At 38.1% G+C, this 16154-nt stretch carries 12 protein-coding genes; all 12 read right to left on the bottom strand.

Going from position 1 to position 16154, the window contains the following annotated elements; genetic code table 11:
* Positions 1-288: 288 nt before the first annotated feature.
* Positions 289-1962: a DUF262 domain-containing protein gene (locus BN1234_RS11265; protein ID WP_245640151.1), complete on the bottom strand. Its 1674-nt coding sequence runs from the start codon at positions 1960-1962 to the stop codon at positions 289-291.
* 241 nt (positions 1963-2203) lie between these two features.
* Entirely contained in the window at positions 2204-2533 is a 330-nt protein-coding gene (locus BN1234_RS11260; protein WP_054956762.1) for a nucleoside triphosphate pyrophosphohydrolase, read from the bottom strand.
* Positions 2534-2581: 48 nt separating this feature from the next.
* Positions 2582-3604, bottom strand: coding sequence for a restriction endonuclease (locus BN1234_RS11255; protein ID WP_082423166.1), 1023 nt, complete (start codon positions 3602-3604; stop codon positions 2582-2584).
* A gap of 340 nt (positions 3605-3944) precedes the next feature.
* On the bottom strand, positions 3945-4058 hold the full coding sequence (locus BN1234_RS23190) for a PIM7 family immunity protein (RefSeq protein WP_503121319.1): 114 nt from the start codon (positions 4056-4058) through the stop codon (positions 3945-3947).
* A gap of 86 nt (positions 4059-4144) precedes the next feature.
* Positions 4145-4324 carry a hypothetical protein gene (locus tag BN1234_RS11250; RefSeq protein WP_245640150.1) on the bottom strand — a complete coding sequence of 60 codons (180 nt, stop codon included), beginning with the start codon at positions 4322-4324 and terminating at the stop codon, positions 4145-4147.
* Between the two features lie 407 nt (positions 4325-4731).
* A complete protein-coding gene (gene drmB, locus BN1234_RS11245) occupies positions 4732-6627 on the bottom strand; it encodes an MrfA Zn-binding domain-containing protein (protein WP_054956761.1) in 1896 nt (631 codons plus the stop codon).
* Complete coding sequence (locus BN1234_RS11240; RefSeq protein ID WP_054956760.1) at positions 6624-10115, bottom strand: helicase-related protein; 3492 nt, start codon at positions 10113-10115, stop codon at positions 6624-6626. Before BN1234_RS11240 ends, drmB begins: the two co-directional genes overlap by 4 nt.
* A gap of 21 nt (positions 10116-10136) precedes the next feature.
* Entirely contained in the window at positions 10137-11402 is a 1266-nt protein-coding gene (locus tag BN1234_RS11235) for a DISARM anti-phage system protein DrmE domain-containing protein (protein ID WP_156337199.1), read from the bottom strand.
* Between the two features lie 252 nt (positions 11403-11654).
* On the bottom strand, positions 11655-12638 hold the full coding sequence (locus tag BN1234_RS11230; protein WP_054956758.1) for a hypothetical protein: 984 nt from the start codon (positions 12636-12638) through the stop codon (positions 11655-11657).
* A gap of 344 nt (positions 12639-12982) precedes the next feature.
* Positions 12983-13630 (bottom strand): iron-sulfur binding domain-containing protein, encoded by a 648-nt coding sequence (locus BN1234_RS11225; RefSeq protein ID WP_054956757.1) that lies wholly within the window; start codon positions 13628-13630, stop codon positions 12983-12985.
* 170 nt (positions 13631-13800) lie between these two features.
* Entirely contained in the window at positions 13801-15642 is a 1842-nt protein-coding gene (locus BN1234_RS11220) for an AIPR family protein (RefSeq protein ID WP_054956756.1), read from the bottom strand.
* Between the two features lie 15 nt (positions 15643-15657).
* Positions 15658-16154 (bottom strand): PD-(D/E)XK motif protein (locus BN1234_RS11215; protein WP_156337198.1); only part of this gene is annotated, 497 nt, incomplete at its 5' end.

Genomic DNA, 16154 nt, shown 5'->3' with positions numbered 1-16154 from the left:
CTTTAATTCTTCCATCTTGATCCGTATGAGGGTTATGATTCGGTGTGTTACATGACTATTGTTGTCGTTGAGGACTAAAAAGGGGTATGTTAAGATAAGAATAGAAATAAGGAGCAGCCGCCCGCTGCTCCCTAGTACAAACATCTTGAGTGGGGATTTCTCCTCCAAAATCATCAAGTTAGAGAAAGTAACCCACTTAGGCGGTAAACCTTAAGAGTGGGTTATTTTCGTTTATCGATGTAAGTCAGCAATTAAACGCATCCATTGCTTGGATGTCTATCGGATAAATTACAATTCCCATTCTTTCTCTAGCAATTTAATTAGCTTATTCTGCCTCGAAAGTAAAACATCCGGAGTCCATTCCGTCTCTTGTATAACCTGAGTAGTTAGAGCAAATGAGCTGACTCCATTACTTGTTTGAAAATAAGAAGTTTTCTTCTTCTGGAAATCATAGTTTCTCGCCTGCGAATTCTTCGCCCGAGTAAGCAGTACCAGATTCCCAAGCTTATGAACATACTCCTCCGGATGAGCAAAATGCTTTAACCATTCACTATCAGGCTTGGGGTTCTGCGGCAATACATGCTCTACGGTAATTACAGAGTGGTCATAATAAGGTTGTCCGTTGGTCAAAAGTGAGTCTAAACGAAGCAAAACATACCTTCTAGCTGTATCCTTCAAATCCGTATAGACATCACCTTTTAGCTTTTCTAAGACTTCTTTTTTATCTTCATCCACGACCTCAATAGAAGACTCTTTAGAAAACAAATCCTTTCCTTGTTCCATTTCCCTTAAGATTAGAGAATATTTCGACATCCTCCAATTGAAATTCTTCCTTAAGATCATGCCTACTCCAGCCAATACCTCTAAGCGCGATAAAAACTTTAATAGCTTCGTGTTGTCGTACTTATAGTTTTTCATAAAATACATAGCAGGTGGAATCCAGTCGTTATTATCAATCCGATTGAGCAAACTCAATATTTTCACAATTTCAGGATCATTATAATAAGCCCTATAATTGATAATTTTTTGAAATATATCCCCATAAGGAATTAGATATTCATCAATAAACTCACAACCGCTGATTTTCTTAAAAATTTCGTGGTATTCTTCCTTATAATTGGCACTACCTTTACGTTTTTGAACAATCATTCGAATATGATCAAACAGCTTGTTGAAATGATCTCTCCCCAGGGAAATCTCAACATCCTCCCATCGCTGGGTGTGATAATCTCTCTGGTTATCTTTTATATCACCAATAACTTTTGCCTTAAAGATATCACTCATCATAAGGTCAAGCCCACGATCATTGAGCACGGTGAAAATGCGGAAAGCAGAGTCAAAATTCGGGGTAGAGACGATAACAAGATAACATAAGGTTGCTATGACGCTAGGTAAGCTCTGAATGGTTTCTTCTTTTAATTCATTCAACTTCTCAATAAAGAATAACGCGTTATCCTTTATGGCTCTCTGACTATCCGTCTTTACCGGTGTTTCAGGAGTAAGTTTGGAGGTGGATCCGAGTATTTGAATATTATTTTTGAAAAAATCATTATCGATATTCCGAAGCTGTAACCGGTACATATCTGACTTATTTAACATTCTATTTCCCTTTTGGAGGATCATAGCTTCGATATTTGAAGCATACTCTCCACCTAATGCATCTCGCAAAACTGCAAGTAAAATAGTCAATGTGGTAAGTCTTTGTTGACCATCTAATACCTCTGAGTCAGGTTTCTCACGCTTTACTAAAACAATACTACCTAAAAAATAGGGTTCTTGCTTCTGAGTCACGTTAGTAGCTGTAATCTCATTCTCTTCAATGAATTGCAATAAATCGTCCAAAAGCTCGCCCGCCTGATCAGTAGTCCATGAGTATGGCCGCTGAACAGCAGGTATAGTAAATAAATAATCATCTGAGAAAACTTTATGCAGCGGCATTTCTTGTGCAGATAGTGTAGTCATAATCTTAGTAGCACCTTAACCTTTCAAAAATCCCTATTAACTTCTCGCAGCCATCGTTGAACAGACTGTTCGAGATTATATTCATTACTATAACTCAATTCTTTTTTAAACAAAAATAAACAACCAGTCCTGTCAGGTCATTATTCAGTTCAGGATTACACCCTATAAATCCCTAGTACCCGCTTCGCTAAATCTACCTGTTCATAAATCATCTGCTAAATGCTATGTGATCAGTTTGACATTAAGCGTTGTCGTCGACATCGATTAAATACACCCGATCCTTGAATCCACCGCGTTTCTCCGCCTTCTTATTCCTCAAAGCTTCAAGTTCTTCCCATGTCGCACCATGAACGGCAGCCAAAGATCGTATAACCTCTAACATATCTGCAAGCTCTTCTAATGCTTCTTCTGAAGTCTGAGCAGTATGGTACTCCTCTGATTCTTCCTTTAGCTTTATATTCAGTTCTTTCTTATACTCTTCTTCATCTAAAATACGTGTGCGACATTGTTTCCCGTCCGAATTAATAACTTGAGGAATAAAATCTCGAACTAGCTTATTGTAAACTGGCACGTTGTCTCATCCTTTATATGGGGAATTCTCTAATCAAAATGTGTAGTACTACACAGGCCAATAAATCTTTCTTAACGGAATAAGAGTTCTAGTCTCTGCATCAAACTGATCATAATACTGAACTACCAGCTCTACCAGTAGATCAAGTTCAATTAAAGATACTGGATTGATGGATCTTTCAGCCTCATACCTTGCCTCTTTAGAAAAACCACCTGTAGAAACATAAATGCCGCGATCTCCAGAACGTAGTCCCCCTGTAAAACTCCGAATTTCATTAGCACCCATGTTTCCTGAACGATGCTTAACTTCCACAATAATCCTTGGCTCCTCTAGACCCAATCCATCTGGAGACGCTAAAATATCCCTCCCCCGATCAGGACCTTTTGGAGATATGCGGGTTTTATAACCCATCCCTCTAAGAATCCCGGCAACAAGTTCCTGCATCTGTTCCCAATCTAAATTTGCGATTTTATCCTTAATAAATTCATTGGACTTCTCGATAACATCTTCCTTGATCATTTCAAGTTCGTCCGCTTCTTCCTCGAACTCTGGCTCAGCCTCTTCATAAGTGATTTTTCCTCGCTTATTGTCTCTACTACCACTATTCATCTGCTCATGTAATTCTTTACGTACTTCTTCTGGAATAGCAATAATCGTCATAATAGAACCAAGTGTATTTCTTGCCCCAGCCGATAACACATCCCTGGATACAGTTCCTTTCCATATAACGTTACGGACATGAGGTTTGTCAGTGATAAACCCAGGTTTATATTCATATTTCGATATAACGCTTCCTAGATGATAAAGACGTTCTTCCGGATTGTAGGTGACAACTTCGTCTTCCTTATTGAACTCGTTGACAAATCGTAATATTTGACCTGCAGTGATATTGATTTTGCCATCTTTATATTCGGGGTAGTTTGTTTTAAGTAGCTTCTTGACTTCTTGTAATGTATGAATAGATTCTATATTCTCTAGCTTCGACCATCCAATCGCTACTGCTTGTTTTTCTATAAACTCATGAATCAGATATGCCCCTTCACCAGCTCGTACCAACCACATTTTTTTCATATAAATCCCCCCATTAAAGTAATCATACAACTATCTCGTATGCGGCAAGTTAGGATTCAACATCATATTTTTGATGCCAGATCATTTCATAACATTCCACTTCTTCCAGGTCTCTTTCAAGGCAGTCTTCCTTAATCATCATAGCGTATTTTGGTTGATTTTTTACCATCATAAATTTCAAATGCATAATTCTTTTTTTGACATACAAAAAGCTCATTCCTACTTATAAAACCAGATGGAAAGAGCCTTCTCTATAATACCTACCTATTAATTTCAATATCCTTACACCATACTTCTAATCAGCTTCCTCAACTGTCACATCATGCAAGAAATAAGGCATTTATGCACGGGTTAAATTTTTGATTGGCATTTCTTTCTCATATTCAATACGGTGTTCAAATATTGTTTTATAGCAACCATTAAACTTATAAGTCACATTTCCCTCCGAGTCCATCATCCCACTCTCTGTCAGTATAAACATGCAATTGAACATCGTTCGCAACTTCTAATAAACTTAGATTTCTATTAAATCCCAAACCTCTAAGATAGTCTTCCCATCAATTCGACCTTCATTAAATAACCCCTCAACGTATAACTATCCTTCCCTCTTGTTAGATAGTATCCTTCCTCATTTGTACTAATCCAATATTGTTCATTTTTATAATAAAACTGGAACTCCTCGCCCCACCCTACTCTTTGAACTAGTTCAGCATATTCCACTTGAGTGCCTCCTTTATTTGCTCATATTTATACAAATACAAAAATTAGAGATATCAAAGCTTAATCGACTATTTCACATGACTATAAGAATAGAAATAAGGAGCAGCCGCCCGCTGCTCCCTAGTACAAACATCTTGAGTGGGGATTTCTCCTCCAAGATCAATCAAGTTAGAGTAAGTAACCCACTTAGGCGGTAAACCTTAAGAGTGGGTTATTTTCGTTTATCGATGTAAGTCAGTAATTAAACGCATCCATTGCTTGGATGTCTATCTATCCGATCCGTGAATCCCCAACACCCGCTTCGCCAAATCCACCTGCTCATTATCCAGTTTTACCGATCAACTGTAATCAGACGGTATAAGATACAGAAGCTATCTTTATAGGTATTTATTTTCTGAAATCAACATTTACCATGATCTAAAGAATCCAATGTCTTTGTGGACCAAAAGCACTCTATCTAAGAATAAATTCCCTAACTCACAGGAAGTTTCAGGTAAATAACAGCAACTATGACAAGCAGCACCGTTTAATAAATGTAATCCCTGACCGTCAGCCATTCCTATTTCAGTACATATAGGGTCGGAGCTGCACCATCCAGCCCTTTCAATAGCTTCTTGCACTAGAGGAAAAAAGGAGTCTTGTTTTCCCATCCGAACTAAACCTCCAAAGGTTCCCTCACTGTCCCCAGAGGAAGTGTAAATAAGAATACCTGCTTGGTCTTTATCTAAATATAACCGTTCTCGGATCGATGTCGAGTTATACCCACAGGTTAAAGCCAATTGATCAATTATCACGTGAGCCAATGTATGCAAGAGAACATAGCTTGGTGACATCATATCCTCAGACACCTTAGAGTTTATTTGAAGAAACCGACGAAGTAATTTGTTAAAATATTTCTGAACCCCAGGTAGTTTCTCCCAAGCTAGAAGTTGTTCTGTATTAATAGTAAAGAATATACCCTCACCATACACTTTAAATGCAGGAAGCCAGTCGTTTGCGGAAAGATTGGGATTCTTAAAAAGATGCTCCCTTCCTTTTTTTACAGTCTGCAATCCAAGTTCCTGCTCTCCCGTATCTAACCTTCCAAATCCCGTTAGCACTATGGTTTCTTTTAGTTTTGTCACCCGGTTAATATTACTAAAAAGTGTTATTGGTCTACTAGCGTCATACGAATGCTGATCCCACTCAGGTGCAATCTTTAAAGTTGGGGTGTTTACTTCTTTTATAAGCATTTCAAATTCCTTCTTTCGCAGTTCGCGTTCCACCCAACGTTCACGAACTCCTTCACTATCGACTAATTCTTCAGAACTCTCAACATAAGCAATAGCAGTTTCTATATCGGAAAGACTGTATTCTTGAATATGCGGCGGACATATTCTTCTAACAAAATTAACCTTACTCTCAATGCTATCGTAGCTTTCCAGCCAAGATACAGTTACTCCGTAAGCCTCAAAAAGTTCTAGCAACTCCTCAACTTGCAAATTCTCACCGGGAAGGTGGATTGCACTTAATGTTCGAGGGAAATAAACGTTAGATGCATTCTTTAATACAGCAATTGGGTAACAAGAACACGGCTCACGATCCTTATCCGATCCAAACCATGGAGTATTCCCTGGACATTGATACAGTTTTTCTTTATCTTTATTTAACATGCGTCCAAGCATACTTATCCCATTATCATCTCCCGTTTCAGCACGAGTCATGATTCCTCTCAAAGAGCGTTCTTCCCCACATCCACTGCACTTCACTTTAAGAGAGTCCAGAGTAGTTCCCCCGGTGGACAACAACTTTAAAGAACCACCACACACGGCATTTTCATCGGAATGTACCCATTCACGCCAAGGGAATTCTGAGATGTGGCCCTGACTGCAGACAATAACAAATGGAACTTGTATCATCTTTTTTCGATCATTACATTCACGGCATTCCAACCAATTGGTTCTACTAGACATTGGAGCCTGGTGCAAGGTTTTGCACTTTGGGCAAAAATGCCATGTGGGAAACCGAAGAAGTGGAATGTAGAGATCAGTGTTCGTTTGTACAAACGAACTTCCTTGTTTTTTGTATTTATACCCTGGGCGGAAATCTGGAGGTAAAAGTAATTTTTTCACATTCAACAGTGACTTTAGCCTAGGCTCTTGTACCTCATACTCATCAAAGGACGCAACCTTCTTCATTTCTTGATTGTAAAACCATTTATCGAGAGAGCCAATAATTGCCGTTTCCCCCTCTGGGCTTACAACCAATGCCCCTGGTCCAAATGTTGTTACGAGCTGGCTTCTTCGCAGTGGTAGATCTTTCATTCAAATAAATCCTCCCAGCTACTTTTAGTTTGACTTTCAGTCTGCTGATAAACGGCTGTAATGTATCCTCGACATTCTGCATCTACATTTCGCATGGAATTAATCATCTGTTTGGCTCCTTGTCGAATTGCAAGTGGGATATGAGTGCCAGCGGGATACATAAATCCACTCACCTGTGCATCTACCTTCCATGAAGTCCACCCACCGTGTTCTATATCTTTTAAGACTGCCATAAATCGTTTTTTCATTTCCTCGGCCTGCTCAGGATCAACCAGCATTGCGCGTTCATGTAATCGGTTATAGAAAGGAATAATATTAGTTCCTAAAATTGGCTCAATCTCTTTCCAATCGGGCACTCGAGAAATTTGTCGGTTGAGGGCTTGCCTCAAATATCCAACCACAATCGCAGGCAATCCCCGATCCATGCATGAATCAGAGAATGGAGTAACGCTGGTCGGCTCAACTTGAGCATACAATCGTTGATGGTACTCCCGAAAATGTTCAAAATGGGATTTATCGCGTGATTTTGTATTAGAATATAGTGTAAACACGACTCCTGGACGCTCTGTCCAGCGGCGGCCTACACGGCCGCTTACTTGAATATACTGAGCGGTCATTTTGGGCTGACCAACAATGGCCATTACTGACAAACGATCGATATCAACGCCGACTTCAATTATATTGGATGCTAAGCATAAGTCGATGGCCTGTGCCTTCTTGTTGTCCACAGGATTATAAGGAGTCTTTAACTCATCAATCGTCTTGGATATTTCGTGGCTCTGCTTACGTGATGTTAACTCAATCCAATGACTTGTATAGCGCGTCTTGTCTGCTTCATTTCTTCGATTTTTTAATGCACGAGAATATTGAGGTATATCCGTTTGAGCAAGTGTTAATCCTCCACCTAACTCCCTTAATGTGTTATAAAAAGCAAGCAGTGTCCAATACGGATCTCTCTCATCAGGTTCGATTTCTAGTACAGCTTGGGAAATTGCAGAAAACGTCATAACTTGCGCCATCATTATCCGGACTGTCGTAGTGTAAACGCCAACATATTTACGTCCAGGCATGAGTTTTCCTGTTTTTTGATCTCTAGCCGGCTTTGAAAAGAATGAATCATCATACTCAAGACCAGGGCTTGGAAAAAGCCGTGCAGTTTTACGGCCAAATAAAGCAAGCGCCTGATCTTCGTACTGCTTAATCGTTGCCGTTGCCGCAATAATTTTAGGTTTAATAGACTGTCCGTTTACTATTTTTAAGCAGAGTTCTTCAACAAGTACTTCAAAAAGACCAGCCAATGTACCGAGAGGACCAGATATAAGATGCAATTCATCCTGAATGATAAGCGAGGGCGGCGAAACAAAGCGCTCTCCATCAAAATTTATGCCAAATAAATTTCTTGCTCTTGGTTCCCATACTAGTTGAACAAATTTATCTACTGTACCTATTATAAATGTCGGTCGCTTTTCATAAATAGTTTCATCAACGATATAAATCGGAAGCTCATCATGAAAAAGGCAGCTTTTATCCGGGCAATGAACAACGAGACGCCCATCGACCATGCGATATCCAAAATACTGTTGTCCCCCTCCTTTTACTGTATAATGACCGAGAGCAGCACCACACCACGGACAGTTATTAACAATGAATCCTTGTGCATGCTGATCATTTTTCTGAAGCAGTAATAGCTGAGCGTTTGCTTCTGTATTTTTGTTAGGCGTTGTTTTCGATCCCACCCATATCCCAATTGAAAATGGTTCACCAAGATCAGGTTCCTTGGTTTTTCTGATATATTCTAAAGAACAGATTAAACGAGAAGAACGTTGAAACTGATCTGCAGTTAACAGACGCAGGGTATAACGCATCATCACATCAACACCAACATCTTTAGGATTTCGAAGTCGGCGAAGAATGATCTGAAATGCGGCTACACCTAAGTAAGCTTCTGTTTTGCCGCCGCCTGTCGGAAACCAAATTAAATCGACTACTTCCCTATCCATGTGAGATTCATCCACCATGCCTTCTATCGACATAAGAATGAAGGCAATTTGAAAGGCTCGCCAAGTGTTAGATGCATTTTTTAAATTTTGTTCATTTCTAACGATTTCATTCAATGCATTATCAAAATGAAGGCCATTATTATCTATCCAACCGGAACGCTTGTTTTTTCCATTTTCTTGCTGAAGCAGCATCGCTAGATTTGCAAGCCGAAATGCTTTCAGAATCTGATCATCTGCAAGAAGCTGATGTCCCCTTTCTATTCTTAACAAACTGTCTTTACAATGATCCATATGTTTTTTTGCCACGGCTTGAAGTTGATTAGGAAGTTCAGGTATGGAATCTTCCTTACCAGCAATCCAATCCCTGTAACCATCAATTAGTGGTTGGAGTATTTCTTTTGGGTGCTTTTTTGTTGATAAACCAGCCATATCACTCATCTTAATTAAGAGAGGTCCATCCTCGGTTCTAATATCTGGAGTCATACTAATCGTTTCATACTGAGGCATAAACGTTGTGTAGATACGCTGAACATACTCTGTTTCCTGATCCCACTCTGCAGCACAGCCATGACCGAATGCATAAACACCTTCTTGACGATACAGAAGCTCTGTGGAAGTTTCGTCCTCGTTCATAGTTTCTTTCATTTGATATGTTTTCGGATATTTTGTAAATATGTGTTCTTCTGGTAAAGTTATATTTAATTCTGACTGGAACAATATAAGTTGATCTCTACGTATGCTACCGGTTTCAGATCTATTGGTAACACTTACTGTAATAACAAATACATCACTAATTCTTCTCAATCTAACCTTAAGTTGTATTTTTAAATATGAAATTGGCATTCCCGCACCGTTTTTCATATCCAACCAAAAAGTATTTTCTTTTTTCCGAGACAATTCTTCAACATTTAGGGTGACCTCACCTAACACACCTTCTCTAAGCCACCACTCATAACCACGGCTATCACTCTCAACTCTTACAGTATGCGGTATATAGATACCTCCGAGGATTTGCACATTTAAACTGGGTGTATCAGTCCCGATACTGAACGTTAGCCCTAACGCTGATGGCTTGAAATCATTGCCTTGTGGAAATAGATCAGCTTCTCCTTCGTTTTCCGTAGATTCAATATCTTCTGCTGTTGTAAATAAATTTTGTACAGCTAGATTGTCGGCAAGATCCGCTTCTTCAATCACTGCAGCTTGTGAATCAAGAACGAGAGGTTCGTCTTTTATATATACGGGAAACAATTGAGCACTGACATATCTCTGAGTAGGAGTTTCCTTCTGTAAAATCTCTTCCTTATCATTTCCTACCACCCAGTAGTAGGGTTTATACATCTCCTCAGATGAAGAAAACACAGTTGTTCCTACAGCGTTGAATTCTTTGTAGCGTTCATCTATAGTAGCAGGCCCAATTATTTCGTCCTTGACGCTTTGGATTATCTTCTCTCTATTTTTTAATGATCCTTCCAATGTAATAGCCATAATATTTATCCTTTCAATTAGTTAATCATTAAAGCTAAAGAGTTTCATAAGATTATACGGCATAACACTATGCTTAGAATGATCTATAGTAACCACTCTTTCTATATTGAATGAGGCTCCATTTAGCTGTTTGGATGTAAATTTACACCACCCTTTCTCTAGTAATTGCAGACTAATATCGGATGTTAACTCACTCATGAGTTTATTAGTGATGTAACGTCCTGCTGAAATATGAGCAGTATGAATTTTCCTCATTGCGAGGTGGATTTTTTCAACTTCATTCTTATCATAGCCGAGTATACTTAGAAGATGAGGAAGCTCTTGTGGACAAATGCTCTCTTCTCCACACCATATACGGAGAGAAGTAGGCGACGCCGTAGTCATGCCTTGCCTAGATAAATGTAAGGCCGTCCGTGTAATACCTCCTTCACCTACCATTTTATTTAGGCTCTGTTTCCACTCTACTTGCATAGCTCGAAGAAGTGGAGCATCTGCTTTTAAAACTTCTTGATCCGCAACTTCGGCAATCAATTTAGAATCACGTTCATTGCGAATAATGATAAATGAATCCTCCTCGAGGTCTTGAAAGGGAATTTGTTTAACAAAATCCTTTGTAATATTAGGGAGAAATGTGCGGATCTTAGAGTCTTTAGAGACAAAGATAAATCTTTCATTTTCTAAATGGATGGTACTCGCTTCTACAGACTGCATATTTGATGATTCGTTTTCGGCTTGATCAGCTAGAACTCGCTGCACTGCTTCCTTGGCAGAGTACTGGAGTTGTTCAATATCTATAGCAAACGACTTTTCCAATCCGTCATCATACTCGATGTTTTTCCCAATAGTACTAACCAGATGACCTTTTGGAAGCTGATTAGGAATAACAGAGCGGGTTACAATTTTGCTTGTAAACATATCGTATGATACAAAATACGTTGTGTCCGCTTTTAAGCAATTTGACGCCCAATCTCCATAATAAGCTGGTGTTCCAATAAAAAATGCATGACTATATGACTCTAGATTATTGCGAAAACCTGCTTCAGTAAAAAATGTAATGTCATATACATACTTAAGTTGATTTGACAATGCACGTTGCTCATGAGAAGTACAAGCTTTCTTTAAGACTATCGCAAGTTCCTTAACACGATGATAATACACCATCTTAGCTATTTCTTCGGTAAGATAATTTCGATGTGTCTTAAAAACTTGACTTAACGCTTTTGCCACTGGAACAACTGCTGAAGTAAATAGATCCGGATATAGATATTTAAGTTGCCCCAGTTTCATTCGTAACTCTTCTTGGCTCGGTTGATCAATGATTTCATGATAAGGAAGAAGACTCGAACATAGCTTATAGAATACATTCCGAAGTGTTGCAAAGATATCCTGTACATAACGATCATCATGGTACCGCGTTGCTTGTACAACCCGAAATTGATCGAGGGATTTGGCTAATTGGGAGAGTTCTATGGAATGAACATGTCTAAGGTGAACGCTTCTTTTAGAGGAACTATATAAAAAGGATAGTTGCTGTAACATTTACTTCTCCCTCCAAGCAATCATCTCAATACTGTGTGGAATCGGAATATGATTTTCCTTTAAATCTTTAATAAGTTCTCGTGTAATGAATTGAGCTTTTCTTTGAACCAGTTTTCGAGATATCTCAGCTTGTGCTTCAAGAATACGGTTACCATGATCCGTGCGACTGAGTAGAATAAGGCTGGGGTTATTAGCAAAGTGTCCTGATAGTCTTCTGAAACCACCAATATCTGAATATATGACAGGAATATTCGAGTCAATATCATTAGTTAAACGTTTGGTTTGACTAGAGATAAATTTTCCGTTTGTATAACTACTGTTATTCTCTAAACCTTCTACATATAAAAAATCCGCAGAAGATCCATTTACATTCCCATACTTAAAACAGGTAATACTTAAAAGTTCTTCTGTCATGCTTTTATTACCAATGAAATAAAATTCGAGTCCAGGAAAAAAAGGAGTTTTGCTCAATTGTGTCTGTGTGTACAGCATATTAATTAGTGGACTGGTAATACCAAGGTTCTTATTCACTCTTCTAGTTCGTTTTATTTCATCAAATTCTTCATCTAATAAAAAAATAGACTCCATCCATAAACGTTCAGGTATCCCATGCTTAACACTTCCATCTTGGACATACAGAAGCATCTCATCTGTATATGGGTTCTTTTCTACAGATACAACAGAAACTTCTTTTGTCTGCCCCGAGAGTGTAAGAATGACTCGACTGCCCGGATTAAGTCCAAGGATTTGCTTTCGTATTGAACGGATTTGCTTTCTTTCAGAAAATGCTTTATCTGCAATCCCACAAGCAGCAAAAACTGCAAAAAATCGATCTGAAGGCAACGAGACTGCAATATTGGTATGGCGGTTATATTTCACTCCTTCCCGACTTAAAAATGAACCAAGACCAAAGGCAAATTTTATCCAAGGCGGCAAAGCATACGTTTTATTGTTGTGCAAAAGTTTTAATTCAAAAATTGACACTAAAATACCTCCAATTCTTCCGCAATACATACTAAATGAGTAATTATTGGGCCTAGGATTAAAGTAGGTGTATTTCTGCGTAAAGGCCTAAAAGTATAGTTCTTTTTTCTTAATTCGATATTAACCATCTTTTTCCTCCATTTATATTCTTTAATATCATGATTTTTTCTTCTACCCTATAATGAAAAGTCCGTTTCTGATTTCTGTATGTGTTATTAAATAAAACTAATTTTATGTAATACTATCGAAAGAAAAAAACAGTCGAAGTGTAATCGACTGTTTTTTTTCTTTCGTAAAGTTAAATTGTTCTTTTCACGAGAAAATGAATGTTAAAATTCAACTCTTTAAGAATTGAAATACTTGCAATGTCTTGACAGTGGACAGAGTAAATGTTCTGGATTTCTAGCAGTACACACTGCACCCGCAAAATCAAGCACTGCTAAGTTAGCCTCTCGTGTGCTTTTCATCACCTCGAAATGAGCCCTTATTTTTGAGGCTAACTCTTTATCCATACGAGGTCTAGGATTATTCGATGTATATCCGAAATATCTGGTAAAGAGTCGAATCACATTAGTATCAATTGGAACAACTGGATGGTCATATGCATAGCACAATACAGCATTTGCAATATAGTCACCTACACCAGGTAGCTTTATTAACTCTTTATAATCATTTGGAACTTTTCCGTTATGCTGAGTACTAATTATGCCGGCTGTATTTATTAATCTTTGAGCGCGGTATCTTAATCCGATAGGAGCTATGATTTCTTCCACTATTTCAATATTTGCTCTTGCTAATTCATTTAAGTCAGGATATTTAAACAATATCTGTTCATACACTTCTTCAACTTTACGTACGTGGGTTTGCTGAAGCAAAAATTCTGTCAATAATATTCGATACGGATCCTTCGTATTTCGCCAGGGAAAATGATGTCGCCCATTATTAGAATACCAAGCCAGCAGTTCCCACCAAAAGCAAGAATCTTCATTCATTTTATCACCAAATTTTCTTCTTATTTCTTACTATCCTTACCCCTAATTTGCGTATACATAATCCTCCCAAGCTAATTACTAATTTTCTTTATAATCCATAAAAATAAACAAAACACTCAATACCTGCTAACCAGCTTGGTAATTGAGTGTTTTACTATACTATACGCAATTCAGATGATGTTGCTAAGCTGCTTAGTATATTCCTCTTTAAATTGAACCCAGCATGCTTCTTGTTTAGCCCATTGAGTTACATTTCGATCTCCTGCAGAATCGCGAAGGTAAAATAATGATTTTTCTGCAATTATCCGTATTACCTCGTCCCATTTATCTGACATTGCTTGCCTATTCCATACATCTAGAAGGCCAACTCTGGCTCCATATATATGCATCAACATAGCTGTAGTGTAATAAATTACATTGGCTCTATAGCCTTGAAGCCCCATAGATTCCACAATATTAGTTACATGAAAATTAATAATCGTCCTTGCTATAAGTTGCTGATAGACTTCCTGAGTAACTTCGCTCAACGGAATAATATCATCATTCTGATCTTTTTCGTATTTCCAATATTGTTTATTGTGCTCCATAAACCGCTTAAAGGCCTCTTCCCCGCCTTTGCTTGATACATGAGGGAAACCTTCACACGACATAAAATGTTTAGCTAGATTAACTTTAGTAATCACTTTTTTACTTGGGTACTGCTTCTTAAAATCATTCTGTTCCTTCCCGCGCTTCCGTCTATTCAAATCAACTGCGTATTGACCTCTTGCACGCTCAAAGTACCATTTGCTCTCTGCTCTACGTCCATCTTTTGCCGGAATCCATGTATCTCTAGAGAACTTCTCTAAATCAGACATAAACCTTGAATTAGCCAACAGATCAGAGTTATTGATTTTATTTTGTGTATTTGCATATTTGGAGATATTTGAAACCATCTCATCTTCAAGCAACTGTTGATCTTTCTCTTCACTTGCTTCAATATGAAGAATAGTCAATTTAGCCTGAACATACACGTCAGTTAGATCAACGCCACTCTTATAGGCCTGGTGAATGGATGCTGTAGTCTGCCCACCATTAACTATCTGCCAGCCGGTCAGTCCATTAATACGGTATAGATTAATACCTTCTTGTATTTTCTCAATATCTCCCGAATGAGCTACACTTGATATACCATTATTATAGCTAACAAACATGCGCCGCTCATCTGGATCTTTTAATGTTTTCAATATCCCTTTATTAGTACCACCTTTTGCCTGCAGAAAAGATCTTACATTCCGTTCTACGAGTTTTGATCCCCATTGATTATATGCTTTTGCCAGCAATTCAGCAGGTAGATATCCTACATAGCATGAAAAAAAGGTTTTATTTTCCTCACGCTGGGTACTTGGAATATACATCATTTCAAAAGTCTGTCCTAAATCTCGTTCAAAATCTATATGAATTGTTTGAATTCCCTGCTCAGCTAATATCATTTGAAGAATACGATCTAGATCCCACACCTGAACATTCACAGTTTCGATTCCGGGAATCGAAAGTTCAATAGGTTTATTAGTATTATAGAACATGTTAGTCAGGACAAAAATGTTCACTTCATCTATATCACTATATTTTTCAGAAATAAGTAAAGCTAGTTCTTGGGCTTGAAGGGAATGATCTATTGTTTGAGCTAATGATTTAGCATTGGTTATAAAACGTTTAGCCTGGTTCGCTAAATCAACGAGCGTCGTCATATTTATTGATAGTAAATCATTCTCATTTTGATCAAAGTTGTAATATGCTACGTACATATCAAGCACACTTTGGCTTTCATCAAATGAATAAGCATTGACAGCAATCTTTTTTTGAGTGTCTATATATGGAGGAATTAAAATATCAGGCTCTATATCTCGTTCCATAAACAACAGCATTTTTTCTAAAAAAGGGATTAGATAAACGCCTGTTTTCGCTGCTCTTTCTTCTATTTCTTCAAGAAATTCCTTCAAAAATTGACTTCTTTGTCTGCTCTCCAGCATTGAACAAGTCCCCCATTACAAATCAAATACCTTATCTACTTCTCGTTCAAATTCAGTACAATGTGTAAGGTCTATACTGTAGCTAACATGAGATATCCCCTTAGGAAGATTTTCCTGTAGTATTCTCGGGAACTTTTCCCCAGCTTCATATACCTCTACTTTATCTACAAAGAAGAAGTTATCCGTATAATCGTCTTCTTTAAACCTTAAATCCTCAAGAAGGTCATTAAATTTTAATAGCATGCGATCAGAACGGCTTGCGATTATTTTTCGGATCCTATCCACAAGGCATTGCAGAGATATTCCATGAGTTTTGCTCGGCTCTACAAAGCAAACATAGAGATATATACTAGAAACAGCATTGGTCAGTCTTAACTGATTCTCACTAGAAATTTTAATTGTCTTTGTTAACTTATTGATTGCAGTCTTAATTTCTATACCACGCTTAGAATGCTTAAAGTCGATTCGACCGCTAGTCGGACCTTCCCACTGTTCAATTATTAATGGCGGGG

The organism is Paenibacillus dakarensis, assembly GCF_001373415.1.
Classification (GTDB): Bacteria; Bacillota; Bacilli; order Paenibacillales; family Paenibacillaceae; genus Paenibacillus_AQ; species Paenibacillus_AQ dakarensis.
The sequence above is the reverse complement of the archived record's forward strand: the minus strand, read 5'-3'. Positions and strand labels throughout refer to the sequence as shown.